19 protein-coding genes are annotated in these 21370 nt (G+C 72.2%); 8 read left to right on the top strand and 11 right to left on the bottom strand.

All coding sequences use genetic code 11. The features are described 5' to 3' along the window. Window positions 1-53 precede the first annotated feature (53 nt). The 5 genes from HD593_RS02135 to HD593_RS02115 are packed head-to-tail and all read right to left on the bottom strand — an operon-like array spanning window position 54 to window position 8440. Entirely contained in the window at window positions 54-1355 is a 1302-nt protein-coding gene (locus HD593_RS02135; RefSeq protein ID WP_185100446.1) for a hypothetical protein, read from the bottom strand. 52 nt (window positions 1356-1407) lie between these two features. Continuing rightward, entirely contained in the window at window positions 1408-2709 is a 1302-nt protein-coding gene (locus HD593_RS02130) for a glycosyltransferase (RefSeq protein ID WP_221524574.1), read from the bottom strand. Between the two features lie 4 nt (window positions 2710-2713). Beyond that, window positions 2714-4135 (bottom strand): MFS transporter, encoded by a 1422-nt coding sequence (locus tag HD593_RS02125; protein ID WP_312903313.1) that lies wholly within the window; start codon window positions 4133-4135, stop codon window positions 2714-2716. Continuing rightward, window positions 4132-6777, bottom strand: a complete 2646-nt coding sequence (locus HD593_RS02120) for an MMPL family transporter (protein WP_221524573.1) — start codon at window positions 6775-6777, stop codon at window positions 4132-4134. The genes HD593_RS02125 and HD593_RS02120 overlap by 4 nt, the downstream gene beginning before the upstream one ends. Then, complete coding sequence (locus HD593_RS02115) at window positions 6770-8440, bottom strand: fatty acyl-AMP ligase (RefSeq protein WP_185100445.1); 1671 nt, start codon at window positions 8438-8440, stop codon at window positions 6770-6772. The genes HD593_RS02120 and HD593_RS02115 overlap by 8 nt, the downstream gene beginning before the upstream one ends. 184 nt (window positions 8441-8624) lie before the next feature. On the opposite strand from HD593_RS02115, the gene HD593_RS02110 reads away from it, so the two are divergent. Then, the gene (locus tag HD593_RS02110) at window positions 8625-9881 is read left to right on the top strand and encodes an MFS transporter (protein ID WP_185100444.1); all 1257 of its coding nucleotides are present in this window, start codon (window positions 8625-8627) and stop codon (window positions 9879-9881) included. Here the strand turns inward: HD593_RS02110 and HD593_RS02105 are convergent. From HD593_RS02105 to HD593_RS02095, 3 genes are all read right to left on the bottom strand, one after another. Then, on the bottom strand, window positions 9863-10324 hold the full coding sequence (locus tag HD593_RS02105) for a hypothetical protein (RefSeq protein WP_185100443.1): 462 nt from the start codon (window positions 10322-10324) through the stop codon (window positions 9863-9865). The genes HD593_RS02110 and HD593_RS02105 overlap by 19 nt on opposite strands. Window positions 10325-10420: 96 nt before the next feature. Then, a complete protein-coding gene (locus HD593_RS02100; RefSeq protein ID WP_185100442.1) occupies window positions 10421-11536 on the bottom strand; it encodes an NAD(P)/FAD-dependent oxidoreductase in 1116 nt (371 codons plus the stop codon). 40 nt (window positions 11537-11576) lie between these two features. Continuing rightward, window positions 11577-12134 (bottom strand): hypothetical protein, encoded by a 558-nt coding sequence (locus HD593_RS02095; protein ID WP_185100441.1) that lies wholly within the window; start codon window positions 12132-12134, stop codon window positions 11577-11579. Between the two features lie 143 nt (window positions 12135-12277). On the opposite strand from HD593_RS02095, the gene HD593_RS02090 reads away from it, so the two are divergent. The 7 genes from HD593_RS02090 to HD593_RS02060 all read left to right on the top strand — a co-directional run bounded on the left by HD593_RS02090 (window position 12278) and on the right by HD593_RS02060 (window position 18863). Beyond that, window positions 12278-12907, top strand: coding sequence for an IclR family transcriptional regulator (locus HD593_RS02090; RefSeq protein WP_185100440.1), 630 nt, complete (start codon window positions 12278-12280; stop codon window positions 12905-12907). Between the two features lie 79 nt (window positions 12908-12986). Then, complete coding sequence (locus HD593_RS02085) at window positions 12987-14159, top strand: homogentisate 1,2-dioxygenase (RefSeq protein WP_185100439.1); 1173 nt, start codon at window positions 12987-12989, stop codon at window positions 14157-14159. Next, window positions 14156-14914 carry a hypothetical protein gene (locus tag HD593_RS02080; RefSeq protein WP_246546158.1) on the top strand — a complete coding sequence of 253 codons (759 nt, stop codon included), beginning with the start codon at window positions 14156-14158 and terminating at the stop codon, window positions 14912-14914. The genes HD593_RS02085 and HD593_RS02080 overlap by 4 nt, the downstream gene beginning before the upstream one ends. After that, the gene (gene fahA / locus HD593_RS02075; RefSeq protein ID WP_185100438.1) at window positions 14911-16014 is read left to right on the top strand and encodes a fumarylacetoacetase; all 1104 of its coding nucleotides are present in this window, start codon (window positions 14911-14913) and stop codon (window positions 16012-16014) included. The genes HD593_RS02080 and fahA overlap by 4 nt, the downstream gene beginning before the upstream one ends. Window positions 16015-16087: 73 nt before the next feature. Continuing rightward, a complete protein-coding gene (locus HD593_RS02070; RefSeq protein WP_185100437.1) occupies window positions 16088-17278 on the top strand; it encodes a L,D-transpeptidase in 1191 nt (396 codons plus the stop codon). A gap of 73 nt (window positions 17279-17351) precedes the next feature. Continuing rightward, window positions 17352-17783, top strand: a complete 432-nt coding sequence (locus HD593_RS02065) for an NfeD family protein (protein ID WP_185100436.1) — start codon at window positions 17352-17354, stop codon at window positions 17781-17783. Window positions 17784-17786: 3 nt separating this feature from the next. Next, entirely contained in the window at window positions 17787-18863 is a 1077-nt protein-coding gene (locus HD593_RS02060; RefSeq protein ID WP_185100435.1) for an SPFH domain-containing protein, read from the top strand. Between the two features lie 46 nt (window positions 18864-18909). On the opposite strand, the gene HD593_RS02055 is transcribed toward HD593_RS02060, so the two are convergent. From HD593_RS02055 to HD593_RS02045, 3 genes are read right to left on the bottom strand one after another with little or no spacing between them, the layout of a single operon-like run. Next, complete coding sequence (locus HD593_RS02055; protein ID WP_185100434.1) at window positions 18910-19494, bottom strand: hypothetical protein; 585 nt, start codon at window positions 19492-19494, stop codon at window positions 18910-18912. After that, complete coding sequence (locus HD593_RS02050; protein ID WP_185100433.1) at window positions 19491-20078, bottom strand: RNA polymerase sigma factor; 588 nt, start codon at window positions 20076-20078, stop codon at window positions 19491-19493. Before HD593_RS02050 ends, HD593_RS02055 begins: the two co-directional genes overlap by 4 nt. Window positions 20079-20090: 12 nt before the next feature. Beyond that, a complete protein-coding gene (locus tag HD593_RS02045; protein ID WP_185100432.1) occupies window positions 20091-21284 on the bottom strand; it encodes a Gfo/Idh/MocA family protein in 1194 nt (397 codons plus the stop codon). Between the last annotated feature and the right edge of the window lie 86 nt (window positions 21285-21370).

Here is a 21370-nt window from a genome sequence, read left to right as displayed (position 1 = left end):
AAAGGCGAGAGCCGGGCGCCACCCGGGCGCCCGGCTCCGCCGCGGTCATGAGGTCAGGAGGTGTGCAGGTACACCTGACCGAAGACCTCCGACAGGTTCTTCAGGTCCGTCGCCAGGTCCACCTCGGGGTGGGCCGGGTCGTAGACGGTGGCCAGGCGCGGCTTGATCGTGCCGAGCTTCTTGAGCTGCTCCCACGTGGTGTTGCCGGCCCACTTCTCGCCGTACACGCGGCTGACCTGCCCCTGGTCGTTCTGCCAGCGCGACCAGAGCGTGACCGTCTCGGCGGCGTCGTCCCGCAGCGGCGCGGCGATCCGCTCGGCGATCGCCTTGGTGACCTGCTCCTCCGTCAGCGCGGACGAGCCGGCGGCGGCGAACGAGGCGTCCTCGGCGGCGATCTGCGCGTAGGCGTCCCAGGCGCGGGCCTGGACCTGGGCCCACTGGTTGCGCTGGGCGGCGGTGGCGTCGATCTTCCAGGTGGCGTACTCGGTGGCGAAGTGACCGCTGTCGAGGGCGAGCTGGTCGAGGTAGCCCTTGCTCAGCCAGGCGCCGATCCGCTCGGGGTCGAGCAGCGGGTACTTCTTGGCCAGCTCGGCCGTGCAGGCCTGGTCGGCGCCGCAGCCGAGCACCGGCACCACCGTGTGCGCGGCCAGCTTCTTGCCGGGCAGCAGCGTGCGCAGCGTGGTCGCGGTCTCGGAGACGAACTTGTCCAGCTCCTCGGCCGTGGCGAAGGTCTGGTTGTAGCCGAGCTGCGAGGTGAACCGGACACCCACGACCCCGGGCTGCGTGGCGACCAGCGCGGCGACCCTCTTGGCGGCCTCGGCGAGCTTGCCGGCCTTGTAGTCGTCGGCGAGCTCGGTGTCGATCCAGACCCGCATGGTGGTCTGGGTCTGCGCCATGGTCTGCGTGGCCTGGCCGGCCGGGGTGGCCTGGGCGGCGGTCTTCTCGGCGGCGGTGATCGAGTTCGGGTCGACGTAGCACTGCTCGCCGTTCTGGCACTCCGGCGTGCCACCGTCCTCGGCGCCCGGAACGTCAGGGGAGTCGACGTCGTGGAGCTGGCCGTCGCCCTCGGCGTCGGTCGGGCACTCGTTGCCCGCCTCGCCGCAGTCGATCATGATCGGCGGGATCGGGGCGGCGTTCTCCATGTTCTCGCCGTCGTTGCCGAGCCAGAACAGCGCGGTGTCCAGGGCCTCTTCCGGCGTGTTCAGCCAGGTGCACACCACGTACGACGGGGTGCCGGGAGGCAGCTGGTCGTTGCAGTTCCTGTCGCCGTCCTCCGCCGACGCGGCGGTGGCCCCGATGCCGAGCAGCGAGAGGGTGAGACCGATGATGAATGCCTGCCGTAGCCGCCGTCTCATGGCACCTAACTTCCAGGGGGTGATCGTGGGCATATGAACAATATCCGGACGATCAAGGACGTTCAATGAGATCTGCGGCGTTCTTCACGCCATGCTCAACACGTAGTAGCCGTCCCAGTCGTGCGGCGTTCTCCCGATATTCACCTATGACGATCAGCCGCGCCGCCAGCTCGTCCCTGGTCAGCTCCGTCACGGGCAACGGCCGGGGGCCCGCTCCCAGCGCGGCCACCCGCCTGCCCCAGAACGGCTGATCGGAGAAGAACGGGCAGACCACGTTCGGCACCCCCGCCGCCAGCGCCGTGCCCGTGGTCCCGGCGCCGCCGTGGTGCACCACCGCGGCCGTCCTCGGGAACAGCCGCTCGTGCGCCACCTCACCCACCACCCGCACGTCGTCGTCCTCCGCGACCGGCAGCCCCTGCACGACCCCCCGCATCCGCGCCCGCCGCAGCGCCCCCGCCACCTCGGCCGCCACCCGCTCCGGCTCGTCCGGCACCATGCTCCCGAACCCCACGAACACCGGCGCCGGCCCCGCCCGCAGGAAATCGTCGAGGCCGCTGCCCGTTCCCGCCTCCAGGTAGTCCTCGATGCCGCTGCCCGTTCCTGCGGGCGGCAGGCGCCAGTAGCCGGTCAGGTGCACGTGCGCCGGCCAGTCGGCCGGGCGGGGCACGACGTGCGGGCTCACCCCGCACAACACCGGGACCCGCGCGCGCCGATCTGCCGCGAACGGACTCCCGCGCAGCGGCTCCAGACCCAGGACGCTCGACCGCAGCCGGTTCACCATGCGGCCCAGCACCAGCCAGCCGAGCCGCTCGATCACGGCGTAGCTGGCCCGGTTCCCCAGCGGGCCCAGGGTCGCGCACCGCACCAGCGGGTTGGGGAACTCGCCGGTCGGCTCGCCGGGCTGGAAGTGCAGGAGCCGGTACGGGGTGCCGTACCGGTCGTGCAGGTGCCGGCCGAAGGCGCCAAGGGCGGGGGCGAGCACCAGGTCGGCGCCGGCGCAGGCGGCGTCCACCTCCTTGACCAGGGTGGTGGCCAGCGGCTCGACGACGCTCCTGAACCCCCGCACGAACCCCAGCGGGCCGCTCCCCAGCCACCGCCTCCCCTCCTCGCTCTCCACCACCGCCACCGGATCCACACTCAACGCCGCGAATCCCACCTCGAACCCTGTATCGCCGGCCGGAACGACGTTCCCGGCGCCGTGACGGGCGAGCCAGGCGTACCGACCGGGCGCGACCAGCGTGACCGCGTGGCCGCGCGTGGCCAGCTCACGGGCGAGCGCCGCGCACGGCTGCACGTCCCCTCGGGACCCGAGCCCCAGGACGGCCACCTTCACGTGCCCGCCCCCGGCCGCCATGGGCTCACGGCAGGGTCGCCAGGCTGATCAGCGCCCCGGCCAGCACCAGCCCGGCCGCCGCCAGCAGCCCGGCCGCGTACCCGGTGGCGAAATCGCCCGCGGCGTGCACGATCACCCCGACAGCGGCGATCCCAAAGAGTCCCGAAATTTCGCGACTCACGGAGAAGATCCCACCCGCCACCCCGGCCCTCGCCTCCGGCACGGCGCCCAGCACCGCCGACCCCAGCGGCATGGTCAGCGCCGAACCCACCCCGATGGCGCACACGGCGGGCAGCAGCCGCCCCCACCCGTCCCCCGCTTCCAGCGTCGCGGCCAGCGCCATCCCACCGGCCACGAGCACGAGCCCGGCCGCCACCGTCCGCCCCGCCCCCAGCCACCGCTCGACCAGCGGCGCGAGCGGCGTGACGATCACGACCAGTAAAGCCAGCGGCACGAACGCCATCCCGGAGTCCGTCGGCGTGAACCCGAGCACCCCCTGCAGAAAGATCGCCGTATAGAAGAACACCCCGTTCACCCCGAGCCCCCACAGCACCTGGGCGGCCACCCCGCCCGAGAAGCTCCGCACCCTGAACAGCCTCAGCTCCACCATCGGTTCACGGGCCCGCCGCTCGGCCACCACGAACGCCACCCCGCCGCCCGCACACCCGAGCACCGCCACCACGACGGCGGGCGACGTCCACCCGTGCGCCACGCCATGAGTCAGCGCGAACGTCCCGGCCCCCAGGAACACCACCGACGCCACCGCCCCGGCCACGTCCAGCTCCCGCCCACCGCCCGGACGGCCACCCGCACGCCCGATCCCGCCCGGCCCCTCGCCCGAGCCCTCCGGGAGTGCCACGGCCGCGCCATCGGGGAGTGCCATGGCGACCAGCGCCATGATCGCGACACCCAGTGGCACGTTGGCCAGGAACACCCAGCTCCAGTGCGCGTGCTCGCTGACGTAACCGCCCGCCACCGGCCCGAGCGCCAGCGCCGCCGCCCCGGAGGCCATCCACACGGCCACCCCCATGGAGCGCTGCCGCTCCTCCCGCCCGGCCAGCACGGCCAGCGTCGCGGGCAGGATCAACGCCGCCCCGGCCCCCTGTGCCAGCCTCGCCGCGACCAGCACCCCGACCTCCCCGGCCAAGCCCGCGCCGAGGGAGGCCGCCGTGAACGTCCCCAGCCCCGCCAGCAGCACCCGCCGAGGCCCGTGCACGTCGGCCAGCCGTCCGCCGGCCGGCATGAGGCCCGCGAACGTCAGGATGTACCCGGTCGCCACCCATTCCAGGGCGGCCAGGCCCGCGCCGAGGTCGCGCTGGATGCTGGGGATCGCGACGGTGACGACGGTGTTGTCCAGCGTGGTCATGAAGCCGGCCAGGCCCGTGACGAGGAACAGCGCCCACGCCCTGGCGGGCCGCCGCCGCGCCCCGGTGACGGTCAGGCTCACTCGTCCACCTCCACCCACGTCCACCCGCCGCCCGGCAGCCCCCGGACCACGCGGGCCCGCCTCTCCTCCACCCGCACCCACCCCGCCCGCCGCCCAGCCTGACCACCTTCGCCCGGCTCGCCCGCAAGCCTCTGGGCGGCGGGTTGCGCGGACGCGGCGGGGAGCGGCACGGGATCGGTGTCCGCCCCGAAGACGGCCGGCCGCCCATTGACGGTCACCGCAGGCGGCACGCCCTCAGCCGCCTGCGCGATCGCTCTCGTCAGCCGCCCGCCGGACGGAGTACCGGCGGCGAGGCGCGGCACAGGCGCGGGCGCGGGCGCCGGTGTGGACGCCGGTGCGGAGATGCGCGCGGATCGAGGCGCGGGCGCAGGCGCGGGCGCGGGCGCGGATCGAGGCGAGGGCGCGGCCGTGGGCAGGCGGGCGGGCGCAGGTGGCTGCACCGGAACGGGGGCGGAGGCGGGGGTGGGTTCGTGGAGGGCGATGCGGTGGTGGAACGCGCGCCACGACCGCGGCAACCACCAGTTCACCCCACCCATCAACCGCATCGAAGCAGGCACCAGCAACGCCCGCACCAGCGTCGCATCCACCACGATCGCCACGAACATCCCCACCCCGAGCAACTTCACGATCGTGATCCCGGCTGTGGAGAACGCCCCGATCACCACCAGCAGCAGCAGCGCCGCACTGCTGATCACCCCGCCCGTCTGCTGCAGCCCAGCGGCCACCGCAGCCGTGTTGTCCCCCGTACGCACCCACTCCGCCCGCACCCGCGACAGCAGGAACAGCTCGTAGTCCATGGACAGCCCGAACACCACGGCCAGGATGAGCACGGTCACGGTCGCCTCGATGGACCCGGTGGAGGTGAAGTTCAGGGCGGCGGCCAGGTGGCCGTCCTGGAAGGCCCACACGATGACGCCGAACGAGGCCCCGATGGACAGCACGTTCATCAGCAGCGCCTTGACGGGCAGCACGAGCGACCCGAACGCGGCGAACAGCAGCACCGCCGTGACCGAGCAGACCACGAGCGCCATCCACGGCAGCGTGGCGACCAGGCTGTCCTGGAGGTCCAGCTGGGCCGCCGTGGGCCCGCCGACCACGACCCGCCGCACGTTCGGCTCGGGCGGGATGGCGCGGATCGACCGTACGAGGGCTCTGGCCTCGTCCGACATCGGGTCGGAGGCGTAGCGGACGGCGAGCCGCACCGCCCCGTTGGCCTGGGAGAGGCCCGCCACCTCGACGTCCGTGACGCCGGGCAGCCGCTCCAGCCGCCGCACCAGCGGCCGGACGTCCGCGGGGCTGACGGGGGTGACGGCGCTGATCGGCGTGTGTCCCCGGCCGAGGGGCCCGGGCAGCGGCGGCGCGTCGGTGAAGGAGCGCTCGACCAGGACGTGCACGTCGATCGCGGCCATGGCGTTGCGGGCGAAGTCCCGGTCGAGGGTCTCGGCGACGCGGCGGCTCTCGGACGCGGCCGGGAGCACCCTGTGGTCCACGTTCCCGAACTTGACGTGCAGGAACGGCACCGCCAGCGCCACCAGCACGACGCTCACCGCCACCAGGTACAGCACGGGCCTGCGCATCACGCTGGACGCCACGGCGTGCCACAGCCCGCCCTCCCTGCGCGGCCCGAAGTCGGGGGTGATGCGCAGGGCGTTCACGCGCGGCCCGAGCACGCCGAGCACGGCGGGCAGCACGACCAGCGCGGCGCCCACCGCGACGAGCACCACGGCGGCGGCGCCGAGCCCGATCGAGCGCAGGAACATCTGCGGGAACAGCAGCAGCCCCAGCAGCGCCGTGGCGACGGTCAGCCCGGAGTAGGCCACGGTGCGCCCGGCCGTGGCCATGGTCCGCACCACGGCCTGCTCGTTCGTGGCCCCGCGGGCGATCTCCTCCCTGAACGCCTTGAGCACGAACAGCGAGTAGTCGATGGCCAGGCCGAGCCCGAGCATGGTGACGACGTTCAGCGAGAAGACGGACACCTCGGTGACGGAGGTGAGCAGCCGCAGCAGCACCAGCGCGCCGAGGACCGCGAGCAGCCCCACGACCAGCGGCAGCCCGGCGGCCACGAGGCTGCCGAAGACGACGACGAGCAGCACCAGCAGCACGGGCATGGAGATGGCCTCGGCGCGGGCGAGGTCGGCGGCGGTCTGGTCGTTGAGCTCGCCGAGGAGGGGGACTGAGCCGCCGACCGAGACGTAGAGGTTGTCGACGTTCCTGAGCCGGTCGGCGATGGCGGCGTAGGCGCGCTGCCGGTCGCCCTTGAGCGTGACGATCGCGTACGTCGAGTGCCCGTCCTCGGAGACCATCTTCTTGGACCCGGTCGTCCAGTACGTGGCCATCGACCGCACGTGCCGTCCCGGCAGCGCCCGCAGCGAGTCGTGCACGGTGGCCTTGTACCGGGCGTCGCGCACCTTGACCGAGGGATGCCGGTAGAGGACGACGACGTCGGGGGCGTGGCCGCCGTACCAGTCGTCGTTCCAGCGGGCGGCGGTGGTCGAGTCGGCGCGCGGGTCCTCGAAGCCGCCGTCGGCCATGCGGCCGAACAGTTCCAGGCCGAGCGGCGCGACGAGGACGGCCGCCGCCAGGGTCAGCGCCAGCAGGGTCCACCGGCTCCGGTAGACCAGACGGCCCGCCCGCTCAAACAAACAGACCCTCCTGGTACGCCTGGAGGCAGGCCCGCCGGGCGATCTTCCCGCTCGACGTCCGCGGCACGGTCCCGGCGCCGGTCAGCACGAAGTCGTGCACCGATAGATCGTGATATTTCCGGACAGCGGCCCGGACCGCCCGCCCGACCTCCTCCACGCCGGCGGACTCCCCTGCCCGCGACCGCTCGGCCACCACGACCAGCCGCTCCCCCTCGTCGCCGGCCAGGGAGAAGGCCGCGACCCGGTCCCGCCGCACCGCCGGATGCGCCTCCTGCACGGTGGCCTCGACGTCCTGCGGGTAGTGGTTGCGCCCGTCCACGATGATCAGGTCCTTGATCCGCCCGGTCACGTACAGCCGCCCGTCGTGCAGCACCCCCAGGTCCCCGGTGCGCAGCCAGGTCCCGTCCGCACCCTCCAGCGCCGCTCCGAACACCTCCGCGCTGCGCGCGGGATCCCGCCAATAGGCGCGGGCCACGTTCGGGCCCTGCACCCAGATCTCGCCCACCTCGCCGTCGGGCAGGGCCCGACCCGCGACGCCCGCGATGCGCACCCGCTGCCCGTAGGGGCGCCCGCACGACACCAGGCTCGACCCGGCGCCGGCGGGCACCGCGCGCCCGTCCCGCAGCGCGTCGCGGTCGAAGACGGTCACCACCGGCCGCTCGTCCCGCCCGGTGGCGGTGACGAAGACGGTGGCCTCGGCCAGCCCGTACGCGGGCGTGTGCGCCTCGGGCCGCAGCCCGCACCCGGCGAACGCCGCGTCGAACGCCTCGATCGCCCCGGGCCGCACCGGCTCCGCGCCGTTCAGCATGACCCGCACCCCGGACAGGTCCAGCCCGGCCTTCTCCTCGGAGGTGACGCGGGCGGCGGTGTACTCGTAGGCGAAGTTGGGCCCGGCGGTGTAGACGTCCCCGAACTCCGACAGCAGCCGCAACCAGCGCACCGGCCGCATGACGAACGCCACCGGGTCCATGAACGCCGCCTGGTTCCCGCCCATCATCGGCATCGCGACGGTGGCGACCAGGCCCATGTCGTGGAAGAGCGGCAGCCACAGCGCCGCCACCGAGGTCCTGGGCCTGGCCCGGAACAGCTCCCAGAGCTGGGTGGCGTTGGCGGTGAGGTTCCCGTGGGTGATCTCGACCCCGGCGGGCGCGCGGGTGGAGCCGGAGGTGTACTGCAGGTAGGCCAGGTCGCCGGGGCCGATCGGCTCGGCCTCCCACTCGTCGGCGAGCAGGTCGGAGACGGTGTCCACGGCGAGCACGTGCTTGGGGGCGTGGGCGGTGGCCAGAAAGTCCTCGACGCCGGGCAGCGCGGGGGTGGTGGTCAGCACGATCAGGGGGTCGGCGTCGGCGTACGCCCCGGCCAGCCGCTCGCCGTGCCGCGGCAGCCCCGGCGCGAACAGCGGTACCGCGACGAGCCTGGCGTACATCGTGCCCAGCATCGCCACCACGTAGTCCAGCCCCTGCGGCACGAGCACCGCCACGCGGTCACCCGGCCCGGCCAGCTCGCGCAGCCGCACGGCCAGCGCCCTGGCCCTGAGGTCGGCGCGCTGCCAGGTGAGCGTGTGCCGCGCGCCGCCCCCGAGGTGGTCCACGAACGTGTACGCGGGCGCCTGCGGGATCTCCCGGGCCCACCGGGCCACCTGGGCGATCAACATGTCGCGCATGCCTGGTCCCCTCGCCGTGAGCAGGACCTAGCAAATTACGGGAGAAGCAGGCGCGATTCTTGCCAGCCCCCGGCACATTCCGCGACCGGTCTTGTTGCCCGGGTGACAATAAATATCCATACGACAGCGCGGATTCCTTGCGGCAGAATAGTGGGGTTTGGCTGTTTTCAGGGGGTTTGCGAAAATGCACGGTTTTCTAGGTGATCTCGGCCTGCTCAGGGACCGCCGCTTCGCGCTCCTGCTGTCGGCGCGCACGATCTCCGTGCTGGGCGGCGCGTTCGCCCCCGTCGCGCTGGCGTTCGGCATCCTCAACCTGCCCGGCGCCGACGCCTCCACCCTGTCGGCGGTGCTCACGGCCGAGTCGCTGCCCATGATCCTGTTCATGCTGGTCGGCGGCGTGATCGCGGACCGGCTGCCGCGCCACCGGGTGATGATGGCGGGCGAGTTCCTCATGGCGACGGGCTTCTTCGCCTTGGGCGCGATGCTGCTCACCGGCTGGACCCCGCTGACGGCGCTGATCGCGGCGGCGGCGCTGGCCGGGGTGGCGACGGCGGTCACGTTCCCGGCGCTGACCGGGATCATCCCCGAGGTCGTCCCCGTGGACCGGCTGCAGACCGGCAACGCGCTGCTCGGCCTGGGCGCGAACGCCTCGCGGGTGGCGGGCGCGGTCCTCGGCGGCGGCATGGTGGTGCTGTTCGGCGGGGGCTGGGCGCTGGTGATGAGCGGCGCCATGTTCGCCGTGGCAGGCGTGCTGGTCGCCCTGCTGCGGCTGGAGCCGGGCGACCGGCAGCGGGGCGAGGCCCACTCGGTGCTGGCCGACCTGCGCGACGGGTGGCGGGAGTTCAGCTCGCGGCAGTGGATCTGGGTGGTGGTCGCGCAGTTCTCGCTGCTGGTGATGGCCGTCCAGGCCGCGCACGGCGTGCTCGGCCCGCTGCTGGCCAAGGAGAGCCTGGGCGGGCCGCTGGCCTGGTCGGGGTTCCTGGCCGGGGAGGCGGTCGGGACGATCGCCGGGGTGCTGATCTCGCTGCGGCTGCGGCCGAGCCGCCCGATCCTGGTGGGGGTGCTGCTCTGCCTGCCGACCGCGCTGCCGTACCTGCTGCTCGGGCTCGACGCGCCGCTCTGGGTGATCGTGGCGGGCGCGTTCGTGTTCGGCGTGTGCTTCGACGTGTTCGGCGTGCTCTGGCAGACCACGATGCAGCGCGAGATCCCGGCGGAGTCGTTGTCGCGGGTCAGCTCGTACGACATTCTCGGCTCGATGATGTTCGGCCCGATCGGGCTGCTGCTGGCAGGGCCCGCGGCGGGCTGGTTCGGCACCGAGGAGTCGCTGCTCGGCTGCGCGGTCATCGTGGTGATCTCCACGCTGGCCGCGCTGCTGTCACCCGGCGTGCGCAACCTGCGCGCGCCGGAGCCGCGGGCCGCCGCTCAAGCCGACCTGAAGTAGGCGTTGGCCCTGGGCTGGAACATCAGCACCAGCGCCCCGAGCACGGCCAGCACGTGCAGCACCCGGCTGGCCGTGAAGGCCCACGCCATCGCGTCGGCCCCGGCCACGGCCTCGGCGATCGAGCCGCCCGCGAGCAGCCACTCGATCGGCTCCTTCACCAGCGAGACCGTGCCGAACACGCCGAGCGTCCCGGCCAGCGTCCACCGGGCCCAGTTCACGCCGCCCTTCAGCTTCAGCGCCAGGAACACCGCCCCGGCGAACACGGCCAGCCGGAACCCGGCCTGGGGCAGCAGGCCGAGCACCGGCGTGCCGTCGTACAGCAGCTTGCCGATCATCAGCACGGCCTCGAACGCGCCGAACGCGACGGCCGACAACCAGAGCATGGCGGCGGTGTGCACGACGGGCGGGGCCGGCTCGGTCCTCACGACAGTGGTGGTGCTCATGGCGGAACCTCCGGGAGAAGTGGTGATACCGCAGTCTCCGCCGCGGGACCCGCCCGAATCATGCCCGCCGTCCCCCGAGTTCCGGTGGGGCGCGCCCTACCCCACCTGGCCGCTTGTCCGCAGGCCACGGGTAGGGACACGCTCGTGCAGCCCGAAGCGCGGGTCCGGCGCGTGCTCGCCGTCCAGCACGCCCGCCACGTACCCGGCCAGCGCCGGCGCGTGCTTGAACCCGTGCCCCGAGTCCCCGCCCAGCAGCCACACGCCGGGTGCGGACTCGGCGAGCAGCCACTCGGCGTCCGGCGTGAGCGCGTACTGGCAGACCTGGCTGAACAGCACCGGCGCCTGCGCCAGCGCGGGGAACCTGCGGCCCAGGTAGCTCGCGGCCCGCTCGACGCTGTCCGCGTCGACCGCGCGGCTGCCGTGCTCGGGCTCGTACGGCCGCCCCTCCGCGTCGGAGGTGGCCTTCATGCCCACCCCGTCCACGTCGCCGTGCCCGTAGGCGGAGGCGTCGTAGTCGACCCAGGCCGGGGTCTCCGGGACCGACCAGGCGGCCGGCACCGCGAAGTGCAGCGTGTCCTGCTTGGTGACCGTGATCGGCAGGCCGTCGAAGAGCTGGGGCAGCCAGGCGCCGCACGCCCACACCACCCGGTCGGCGCGGTGGACCTCGCCGTCGATCAGGACCGCGGGCTCGCCGGGCACGGGCAGCGCCCGCGCCCTGACCAGCCGGACCCCTGCGTACGCCGCCAGGCCGGCGGTCACCTGCGTGGCCCGCCTGGCCCTGATCACGCCCGCGTTCGGCTCCCAGAGCAGGAAGCTGAGGCCGTCGCCGCTGAAGTCGGGGAAGAACCTGGCGCCGTCGGCCGGGTCCAGCACCTCGCACGCGATGTCCAGGCCCTTCAGCACCTGGGCGCTGGCGTGCTCCCACCCGTCGGGGGTCCTGGCGAACCAGAGCATCCCGGCCTCCAGGTAGAGCTCCTCCCCCGCCCGCTCGCTCAGCCGCCGCCAGCCGTCCCTGGCCTCCCACGCGCGGCGGGCGTACCAGTCGTCGGCCCCGTGGGCGCAGCGCAGCAGCCGCGTCTCGCCCGCGCTGGCCTGCCGTACGTGCCCCGGCCTGTGCTGCTCGACCAGCGTCACCCGCCAGCCGGTTTCGGCCAGCCGCAACGCCAGCGACGACCCCCAAATGCCCGCTCCGACCACAATGACCGATTTCATGAGACCACCGTGACCGGAGAACGGGCTCCGCCACAAGACTTCAGACGATGATCAGCCGGACGACCACGCCCGCGCAGTTGCCCGCCACGCAGATGCGTACCGGCACCTCGGAGATGCCGGGCGCGGCCGGGACGCCGCCCACGTGGCCGTCGGGGCCGATGCTCACGCCCTCGGGCAGCTTGTCGTGGTCGGTCACGGTGAAGGTGGGCACCACCCCGGGAGGGCCGCCGTTGATGCCGATCTCGCCGTCGAGCGCCGTGCCCGCCCTGCCGGGGAAGGTCAGCTCGCGCGGCTCCCACGGCACGTTGGCCAGCACGACGAGCGTGACGCTCTGCTCGCGGCACGACGGCCCCGTGCAGACCTGCACGCCGGCCACGAACGTGCCGGCGCGCTGCGGCTTGCCGTACAGGCGGCCGCTCTGGTCGACCTTGACGCCGACCGCGAGGTAGGCGGGGCGGAAGGTGACGCCCTTGGCGACGGGCAGCAGCCACTGGCTCACCTCGATGCCCACGGTGACGTAGTACGTGCTCTCCACCAGGGCCTGGTCGGCGGGCGTCTCGCGGGACACCTGGACCATGGGGGTGGTGAGTGAGGGCATGGCAGGCGAAAGGGCGCACATCGCCAACCCGGCAAGCAGGAGAACCCACGTTTGCCGCATCATTACCCCCCGGCTCTTCTACGCCCATACGTACCCCCCTTCGCGGTGCCTTCACAGCGGAGCGTCACTCCATAATCGGTCGCATGGCCGCTGAATCAGCTCAGACCCTGGAGCGCGGGCTCCGCCTGCTCCGACTGCTCGCCGACGGCAAGGGCGGGCGCACCCCGACCGAGCTGAGCGCCGAGCTGTCACTGAGCCGGCCCGTGGTGTACCGGCTGCTGACGACGCTGCTGGGCGAGGGGTTCGTCCGCAGGGACGCCGAGGGGCGGGTGCACCTGGGGTTCGGGGTGCTGGCGCTGGCCCAGGCCGTGCAGCCGCTGCTGCGTGCGGCGGCGGTGCCGACGTTGCGGCGGCTGGCCGAGCAGGTGGGCGCGACCGCGCACCTGACCGTGGCCGAGGGCGACGACGGGCTGGCCGTCGCGGTGGTCGAGCCGTCCTGGACGAAGATGCACGTGGCCTACCGCGAGGGCTCGCGCCACCCGCTGGCCAAGGGCGCGGCCGGGCAGGCGATTCTCGCCCTGCGGGAGGGGCGGCACGACTACTTCGTGACGGAGGGGCAGTTGCAGGAGGGGGCACGAGGCGTCGCCGCGCCCGTCACCGGGCTGCCGTGGCTGGAGGCGTCGGTGGGGGTGGTGACGTTCGGGCCGCTGGAGGAGTCGACGGGGCCGCGCGTGGTGGCCGCCGCCGCGGAGCTGGCTGCCGCGCTGGGTTGACATCTCCTCCCCGATAGCGGACGGTAGTTACATATAGAGGACACTTCCGTCCGATAGTCGGACAGGCATGGAGGGGCCGATGCCGTACTACCGGGTCGTGGGAGAGGTGCCGCGCAAGCGGCACACACAGTTCAGGCGGCCTGACGGCGGCCTGTACGCGGAGGAGCTGATGGGCGAGGAGGGCTTCTCGTCCGACTCCTCCCTGCTCTACCACCGCCACCTGCCGACCGCGATCATCAAGGCCGAGGCGGTGACGCCGGCCGTCGAGCCGCGGCTGGAGCCCAACCTGCCGCTCTCGCCGCGCCACTTCCGCACCCAGGAGCTGACCAGCGCCGGCGACCTGGTCACCGGCCGGATGACGCTGGCCGGCAACGGCGACGTCCGATTGTCGTACGCGACCAGCGACCGGCCCAGCGAGCTCTACCGCAACTCCATGGGCGACGAGTGCGTCTACGTCCAGCGCGGGCGGGTGCGCTTCGAGTCCACGTACGGCGTGATCGAGGCCGCCGAGGGCGACTACGTGGTGATCCCGACCGGCACCATCCACCGCTGGGTCCCGCAGGGCGGCCCGGCGAACGTGCTGGCCATCGAGGCGGCCGGGCACATCAGGCCGCCGAAGCGCTACCTGTCGCAGTACGGCCAGTTCCTGGAGCACGCGCCCTACTGCGAGCGCGACCTGCGCGCCCCGTCGGAGCCGCTCGTCGTCGCCGGCGAGGAGGTCCCGGTCCTGGTACGCACGCGCGGCGGGCTGACCAGGCTCGTCTACCGCAACCACCCCTTCGACGTGGTGGGCTGGGACGGGTACCTCTACCCGTTCGCGTTCAACATCGAGGACTTCGAGCCGATCGTGAAGAAGACGCACGCGCCGCCGCCGGTGCACCAGACGTTCGAGGGGCCGGGGTTCGTGGTGTGCTCGTTCTGCCCGCGGCCGCTCGACTACCACCCGGAGGCCGTGCCGATCCCGTACAACCACCACAACGTGGACTCCGACGAGTTCATGTTCTACGTCGGCGGCGACTACTCGGCCCGCGCGGGCTCCGGCATCGACGTCGGCTCGATCTCGCTGCACCCGGCCGGCTTCACGCACGGGCCGCAGCCGGGCGCGGTGGAGGCGGTGATCGACGCGGTCTCCCGCGGCGTCACGACGACCAGCGAGGTGGCCGTCATGGTGGACACGTTCCGCCCGCTCGACCTCGGCCAGGGCGCGCTGTCCTGCGAGGACCCCGGATACGCCTGGACCTGGGCACGATGAACCTCTACACCGCACTCGTGGACGACGCGGGCCTGTTCCCGCCGACGTCCCTGCACATGGACGAGGCCCTGGCACGCAACCAGCGCGACCTGGAGCGGGGCGACGACGTCCTCACCCACCGCTTCCTCTGCCCGGCCAGCCGCCTGGAGCGGCTGCGCGGCAAGGACTACCGGCCGCGCAGGATCGGGCTGATCGCGGACACGAGCACGCTGCCCGACTGGGGCGACCTTCCGGTCGACTACGTCGAGATGAAGCTGCCGCCCGACACGTCCGTCGAGGAGCTGGCCGGGCGGCTGGAGCTGGGCGCCGGCGTGCGGCTGTTCGCCGAGGTGCCCCCGCGCAAGATGTCCGTGGACGTGCCCGACGGCGTCGGGCTGAAGGTGCGCTGCGGCGGCACGACGGCCGACGCGTTCCCGCCCGTCGAGCATCTGGGGCAGTTCATCAGGTCCTGCGTGGAGAGCGGCATCCCGTTCAAGGCGTCGGCCGGGCTGCACCACGCCGTACGCCACTTCGACCCGTCGCTCGGCGTCGACCGGCACGGCTTCCTGAACCTGCTGCTGGGCGTCTGCGAGGCCGTGGAGGGCCGCGACCCGGCGCCCGTGCTGCGCACGACCGACGTCGGCCACCTCGTACGGATGGCCACCGCCGTCCAGGAGGACACGGCGCGGCGGGCACGGCAGCTGATGGTCAGCTACGGCTCGTGCAGCACCAGCACGCCCATCGACGACCTGCGCACGCTGGGGCTGATCTCATGAGCTGGGGTGTGGACAACCTGCCGTACGGCGTCTTCTCCTGCCCGGGCCAGGCGCCCAGGGTCGGCGTCCGGTACGGCGACAAGGTGCTCGACCTGGCCGCCGCCCTGCACGACGAGGTCTTCGCCGCGCCCTCGCTCAACCCGTTCATGGCCAGGGGCCGCGCGGCCTGGCACGACACCAGGGCGCTGATCAGGAACAAGCTCACCGGCGACCGGTCCGTCACCGAGGCGCACCTGATCCCGCTGGACCAGGTGCGGCTGCACCTGCCGTTCGAGGTGGCCGACTACGTCGACTTCTACTGCTCGATCGACCACGCGAGCAACATCGGCAAGATCTTCCGCCCCGGCTCGGAGCCGCTGCAGCCGAACTGGCGGCACCTGCCCGTCGGCTACCACGGCAGGTCGGGCACGGTCGTGGTGTCGGGCACGCCGGTCAAGCGGCCGCAGGGGCAGCTCGGGGCCGGGGCGTTCGGGCCGTGCCAGAAGCTCGACATCGAGGCGGAGCTGGGCTTCGTCGTGGGCGTGCCGACCACGATGGGCTCGCCCGCGGGGGCGTTCGAGGACCACGTGTTCGGGGTGACGCTGGTCAACGACTGGAGCGCGCGGGACATTCAGGCGTGGGAGTACGTGCCGCTGGGGCCGTTCCTGGCCAAGTCGTTCGCCACGTCCGTCTCGCCCTGGGTGACGCCGCTGGAGGCGCTGCCGAGGATCCCCGGCAGGGCCCAGGAGCCGGAGCCGGCCGCGTACCTGCGCAGGCAGGGCGACTGGGGCCTCGACATCGAGCTGGAGATCCTGCTCAACGGCGAGGTGGTGTCGCGGCCGCCGTACTCGGCCATGTACTGGACGCCCGACCAGATGCTCGCGCACCTGACGGTGAACGGCGCCTCGCTGCGGACCGGGGACCTGTTCGCCAGCGGCACGATCTCGGGCCCCGAGCAGGGCCAGCGCGGCTCGCTCATCGAGCTGACCTGGAACGGCACCGATCCGATCAAGCTGCAGGGAGGCGAGACGCGCACGTTCCTCCAGGACGGCGACACGGTAACGATCCGGGCCACCGCCGCCGGGCTGACATTGGGCGAAGTTTCCGGAACCGTCGGATAGCTGACTCGGTGTGCTTGAGCAGTGACTCACCGCTACCCTGGGATCACCCCTTCCCTCGGAAAGCAGGAGTCACATGCGGCATGCCGCGACGTTTTGTGTCGCCTTTCTCCTGGTCTGCGGGTGTCTGCTCCTGGTCGGTGCTTGCGGTTCCGGCGCGGCCGGGCCTCCGGCGGCGCCGCCCGTCGTGCAGGTCTGGCCGCCGTTCGACTCCAAGCGCGCCAGGACCGACCGTGGCCTGGTGATCAGGGCGCAGGGCGGCACGCTCACCCAGGTGCTGGTCTACGAGAGCGGCGAGCCGGTGCCCGGCCGGCTCGACGACTCGCGCACGACCTGGCGCACCGACTGGACCCTGCGCCCCGGGGCCGAGTACACCGTGACCGCCACCGCCACCCGCGAGGGCGCGCCCGCCACGGTCGCGATGGGGCGCGTCCGCACCCGCACCGCCGCCAGGACGTTCCAGGTGGCCGGCACCGCGCCGCTGCCCGGCGAGACGGTCGGCGTCGGCATGCCGATCGTCATCGACTTCGACGCGCCCATCGAGGACAAGGCGGCCGTCGAGCGCGCACTGGAGGTGCGGGCGCAGGCGCCGATGGAAGGCGCCTGGCGGTGGACCACCGACACGCAGGTGGTCTACCGCACCCGGCGGCTGTGGCCGTCCAGGCAGCAGGTCACGGTCACGGCGCACCTGGCCGGCGTGCGCGCGGCCGACGGCCTCTACGGCGCCACCGACTCCACCTTCGCCTTCACCGTCGGCCGCAGGCAGACCAGCACCATCGACACCCGCACCCACCAGATGGTCGTCCTGCGTGACGGCACTGTCGCGCAGCGCATGGCCATCAGCGCCGGCATGGCCACCACCACCGAATACACCACGACCAGCGGCATTCATCTGACCATGGACAAGGGAAACCCGGTACGCATGGTCTCGCCCGGCCGGCAGAAGGGCGATCCCGGTTTTTACGATCTGATGATCGACCACGCCGTGCGCATTTCCAACAGCGGCGAATACGTGCACGCCAAGGACAACGTGTGGGCCCAGGGCCGGTCGAACGTCAGTCACGGCTGCGTCAACGCCCGGCCCGACCAGGCGGCCTGGTTCTACGCCTCCTCGTTGCGCGGCGACCCGGTCACGATCACCGGCACCGATCGCGAGCTGGAATGGGACAACGGGTGGGGTTTCTGGCAACTGCCGTGGGAGAAATGGCGGCAGGGAAGTGCCCTGCGCGAAATCGACGCCACAGGTGGAAGGGTGCCGCAGCGCTGATATCAGGATTACGGTAGAGGAAGGAGGAACCACACGCGGACCCCGGCCCGTTGTCCTATCAGGAGGGCCAGACATGGATGAATGGATCATCTGGGTAATCCTCGCAGTCGTCCTCGGCGTGGCCGAAATATTCACGCTCACGGCGTCACTCGGCCTGCTGGGCGCCGCCGCTCTGCTGACCGCCGCCACCGCGGCACTCGGCCTGCCCGTGCCGCTGCAGTTAATCTTCTTCGCGGTGTCCTCCGCGGCCGGCCTGCTGGTGCTCAGGCCGATCGCGATGCGTCATATCAACCAGCCGCCGCTGCAGCGGTTCGGTGTGGAAGCGCTCGTCGGTAAACCCGCGTACGTCGTGGCCGAAGTGACGGGCCGCGACGGCCGCGTGCGCATCGGGGGCGAGGAATGGTCGGCGCGCGCCTACGACGAGACGCTCGTGATCCCCACAGGGGCGACGGTCGACATCATCGAGATCGAGGGGGCGACAGCCCTCGTATATCCCCGGGAGTGACCCATGGATCCGCTGTTGCTGGTCGGATTGTTCGTCATACTTTTCGCCGCGATCACCCTGCTGAAAGCGGTGCGGATCATCCCGCAGGCCCGCGCCCGCAACGTCGAGCGCCTCGGCCGCTACCACCGGACGCTCAAGCCCGGGCTCAACTTCGTCATCCCGTACATCGACCGCGTCTACCCCATGATCGATCTGCGTGAACAGGTCGTCTCCTTCCGTCCCCAGCCCGTCATCACCGAGGACAACCTGGTCGTCGAGATCGACACCGTCCTGTACTTCCAGGTGACCGACCCGCGGGCGGCGGCGTACGAGATCGCCAACTACATCACCGGCGTCGAGCAGCTCACCGTCACCACCCTGCGCAACGTCGTCGGCTCCATGGACCTGGAGAAGACCCTCACCTCCCGCGACACCATCAACAGCCAGCTGCGCGGCGTGCTCGACGAGGCCACCGGCAAGTGGGGGCTGCGCGTCAACCGCGTCGAGATCAAGGCCATCGACCCGCCGAAGACCATCAAGGACGCGATGGAGAAGCAGATGCGGGCCGAACGTGACAAGCGCGCGGCGATCCTGAACGCCGAGGGCCAGCGGCAGTCGCAGATCCTCACGGCGGAGGGCGACAAGCAGAGCCGCATCCTGCGTGCCGAGGGCCAGCGCACGGCCGCGATCCTGGAGGCCGAGGGCCAGTCGCGCGCCATCGACCAGGTCTTCCAGGCGGTCCACCGCAACGACCCCGACCCGAAGCTGCTGGCCTACCAGTACCTCCAGGTGCTGCCGCAGCTCGCGCAGGGCGACGGCAACACGTTCTGGGTGATCCCCAGCGAGGTCACCTCCGCCCTGCAGGGCGTCTCCAAGGCGTTTACGGAGGCCCTGCCGCGGTCGGCGGCCACGCGGGACGAGGTGCCCGACACCTCGGCGGCCGACGAGGAGGCGGCCAAGGCCTCCGAGGCCGCGGCCGAGGCGGTGGCCGACGCCCAGGACGCGGAGAGCCCGAACGGCCCCCGGCAGATCACCCAGAAGGTCGAGGAGCCGTCACCGTTCCCCGACCTGGACAAGAAGCACTCCGAGGCCGAGCGCTGACCCCTTGGCCGGTGCCCGCCGCAGGGGTGGGCACCGGCGGGAGCGGTCAGTGCGACAGCGGCGCCTCGGTGGTGTCCACCAACACGCACTCGGCGATCGGTCCCTCGCCCACCTTGGCCCAGATGCCCGCCACGACGCCCCCGTTCTCGTGCTCCGAGACGCTGAACTCCAGGACCCCCGTCTGGCCGGGCCCGATCACGCGGGGGTCGATGACGAAGCCCGGCCCGGTGCCCTCAGGCGTGGGGAACACGTCCAGCGAGGCCTCCTCGGTGCTGAGGAAGTGGCTGCTGCGGGGCTGCGGCGCGCACTTCTTGCCCCGGGGGATGTAGTCCACGACCACGTTCGCCCCCAGGGCGCGCAGGTCCGCCTCCAGCTTGTCCGGGTCCTTGGCCTCCCTGATGTCGATGTGGATCAGCCCGTCGGGCAGCCTGGACACCGCGTACGCGGGCGTGCCGCCCAGGAACAGCGGCACCGCCACCGCCGCGGCGACCGCCAGCCCGAGCGCGGGCGCCAGGACGGTGAGGCGGGGCAGGCGGCGCCTGCGCGGGGCCTGGTCGATCTCGGTCATCACGAACTCCTTGAGCAGTCGGTGACGGCCCTCGGGAAGATCGCGTTCAGCCGGCATGTTCATCGGATCTCCTCCCTCGCCGGGCCTTGGTCACCTACTACCTGTCGGCTGCGCGGAGGAGGTTCCCCCGCATCGGCGAGCTTCTTCCTGGCCCGCGAGAGCCGCGAGCGCACCGTGCCCACCGGGACGCCGAGCGCCTCGGCCGCCTGGGCGTAGTCGAGGCCCGACCAGACGCACAGCGCGAACACGTCCTGCTCCTGGCGGCGCAGCCGACCGTACGCCGCGCGGACGGCGGCCAGGCGTTCGGCGTCGTCGATGCGGCCCACGACCTCGTCGGCGAAGTCCGGCACCGCCTCGCCCCTGGGCATCCTGGCCAGCGCGTCGTCGTGCCGGCGGGCGGCCCGGCGCACGTTGCGGTGCACGTTGGTGGCGATGCCCAGCAGCCAGGGCCGCAGCGAGCCGCCCTCGGGGTCGATCCTCGCCCGTAACCGCCAGGCCTCCAGGAAGGTCAGCGCCATCACGTCCTCGGCGGTGGACCAGTTGCCGGTAAGGCGGAAGGCATGGTTGTAGACGGCCCTGGCGCACTCGTCGAAGAGCTCCCCGAAGGCCGCTTGGTCGCCGGCACGGATGCGGGCGCGCGTCGACATATCCACATACGTTTACTGTCCGGACGCGCTCCCCGGTTCCGTCTGGCCGCGGTCGAAGTACGCCGCCAGGTCCGCGTCCAGGGCCGGCACGTCGTACGGCATGCCGCCGTCCCGCAGGGACATCGTCGCCATGTACCCGGCCGCCACGCTCATCCTGGCCGCCACCGGCGAGGTGTCCGTCACCCCGCCTTCCCTGACGAACCTGAGGAACTCGGTCACGATCTCCATGTCCGCGCCCCCGTGCGAGCCCGACGCCGCCGGCACCCTGTACGCGATGTCGCAGTCGTCCCGGTACCCGGTGGGCCCGGTGTTCCACACCTTGACCGTGTCGCCCGGCCCGTCGCCGAAGTTCTCCAGGCGGCCCTCGGTGCCGATCACCGTGTAGTTGCGCACGTAGTCGGGCGAGAAGTGGCACTGCTGGTAGGCCGCGATGACGCCGTTGTCCAGGCGCATGTTCATCACCGACACGTCCTCGACGTCCACGACGTGGTGCAGGTTCCGCCGCGTGGTGGGCGGCCACTCGTACTCCTGGAGCCAGCCGTCGGGGCGCGGGGTGCCGGGCGCGCGGCGGGGCAGGTCGCCGTAGAGCATGAGGTCGCCCAGGGCGTTCACCCTGGTCGTGTAGCCGCCGGCGAGCCAGTGGATCACGTCGAGGTCGTGCGCGGCCTTCTGCAGGAGCAGGCCGGTGGTGCGGGTGCGGTCGGCGTGCCAGTCCTTGAAGTAGTAGTCGCCCCCGTACGAGACGAAGTGGCGGACCCAGACCGTCTTCGGCTCGCCGATGACGCCCCTGGCGATGATGTCGCGCATCAGCCTGACCACGCCCATGTGCCGCATGTTGTGGCCGACGTACAGCCTGGTGCCGCTCTCGCGGGCGGCACGGAGGATGTTGTCGCAGCCCTCCACCGTGATGGCCATCGGCTTCTCCAGGTAGACGGCCTTGCCGGCGCGCAGGCAGTCGATGGCCAGGCGCTCGTGCGTGTCGTCGGGCGTGTTCACCACGACGGCGTCGAGGTCGGGCCGGTCGAGCAGCTCCCGGTAGTCCTCGGTGAGCAGTTCGGCCTCGAACGTGCCCGCCTGCCTCTTGAGCACCGCCGGGTCGGAGTCGCACAGCGCGGCCACCACCGCGCCCTTGCCGGGCCGGTGCGCCGCCAGGGCGAGGCTGGTCCGCAGGCCGAGGCCGATGACTCCGAGGCGCAGGTCTTCCACGGGGGTTCCTTCCGACAGCGCTGATTTATCCAAGAAGTCAGCTTAAATCATGCGGTTCTACGCAAACATGACAGATATGCCCACTT

It is taken from the genome of Nonomuraea rubra (genome assembly GCF_014207985.1).
In the GTDB taxonomy this organism is placed as follows: domain Bacteria; phylum Actinomycetota; class Actinomycetes; order Streptosporangiales; family Streptosporangiaceae; genus Nonomuraea; species Nonomuraea rubra.
The sequence above is the reverse complement of the archived record's forward strand: the minus strand, read 5'-3'. Positions and strand labels throughout refer to the sequence as shown.

Excerpts from the sequence above, each read along its gene's own strand:
- HD593_RS02055 (WP_185100434.1), bottom strand. The coding sequence starts at position 19,494 with ATGAACATGCCGGCTGAACGCGATCTTCCCGAGGGCCGTCACCGACTG.
- HD593_RS02100 (WP_185100442.1), bottom strand. The coding sequence starts at position 11,536 with ATGAAATCGGTCATTGTGGTCGGAGCGGGCATTTGGGGGTCGTCGCTG.
- HD593_RS02050 (WP_185100433.1), bottom strand. The coding sequence starts at position 20,078 with ATGTCGACGCGCGCCCGCATCCGTGCCGGCGACCAAGCGGCCTTCGGG.
- fahA (WP_185100438.1), top strand. The coding sequence starts at position 14,911 with ATGAGCTGGGGTGTGGACAACCTGCCGTACGGCGTCTTCTCCTGCCCG.
- HD593_RS02070 (WP_185100437.1), top strand. The coding sequence starts at position 16,088 with ATGCGGCATGCCGCGACGTTTTGTGTCGCCTTTCTCCTGGTCTGCGGG.
- HD593_RS02135 (WP_185100446.1), bottom strand. The coding sequence starts at position 1,355 with ATGAGACGGCGGCTACGGCAGGCATTCATCATCGGTCTCACCCTCTCG.
- HD593_RS02090 (WP_185100440.1), top strand. The coding sequence starts at position 12,278 with ATGGCCGCTGAATCAGCTCAGACCCTGGAGCGCGGGCTCCGCCTGCTC.
- HD593_RS02060 (WP_185100435.1), top strand. The coding sequence starts at position 17,787 with ATGGATCCGCTGTTGCTGGTCGGATTGTTCGTCATACTTTTCGCCGCG.
- HD593_RS02080 (WP_246546158.1), top strand. The coding sequence starts at position 14,156 with ATGAACCTCTACACCGCACTCGTGGACGACGCGGGCCTGTTCCCGCCG.
- HD593_RS02130 (WP_221524574.1), bottom strand. The coding sequence starts at position 2,709 with ATGGCGGCCGGGGGCGGGCACGTGAAGGTGGCCGTCCTGGGGCTCGGG.
- HD593_RS02095 (WP_185100441.1), bottom strand. The coding sequence starts at position 12,134 with ATGCCCTCACTCACCACCCCCATGGTCCAGGTGTCCCGCGAGACGCCC.
- HD593_RS02105 (WP_185100443.1), bottom strand. The coding sequence starts at position 10,324 with ATGAGCACCACCACTGTCGTGAGGACCGAGCCGGCCCCGCCCGTCGTG.
- HD593_RS02065 (WP_185100436.1), top strand. The coding sequence starts at position 17,352 with ATGGATGAATGGATCATCTGGGTAATCCTCGCAGTCGTCCTCGGCGTG.
- HD593_RS02115 (WP_185100445.1), bottom strand. The coding sequence starts at position 8,440 with ATGCGCGACATGTTGATCGCCCAGGTGGCCCGGTGGGCCCGGGAGATC.
- HD593_RS02085 (WP_185100439.1), top strand. The coding sequence starts at position 12,987 with ATGCCGTACTACCGGGTCGTGGGAGAGGTGCCGCGCAAGCGGCACACA.
- HD593_RS02110 (WP_185100444.1), top strand. The coding sequence starts at position 8,625 with ATGCACGGTTTTCTAGGTGATCTCGGCCTGCTCAGGGACCGCCGCTTC.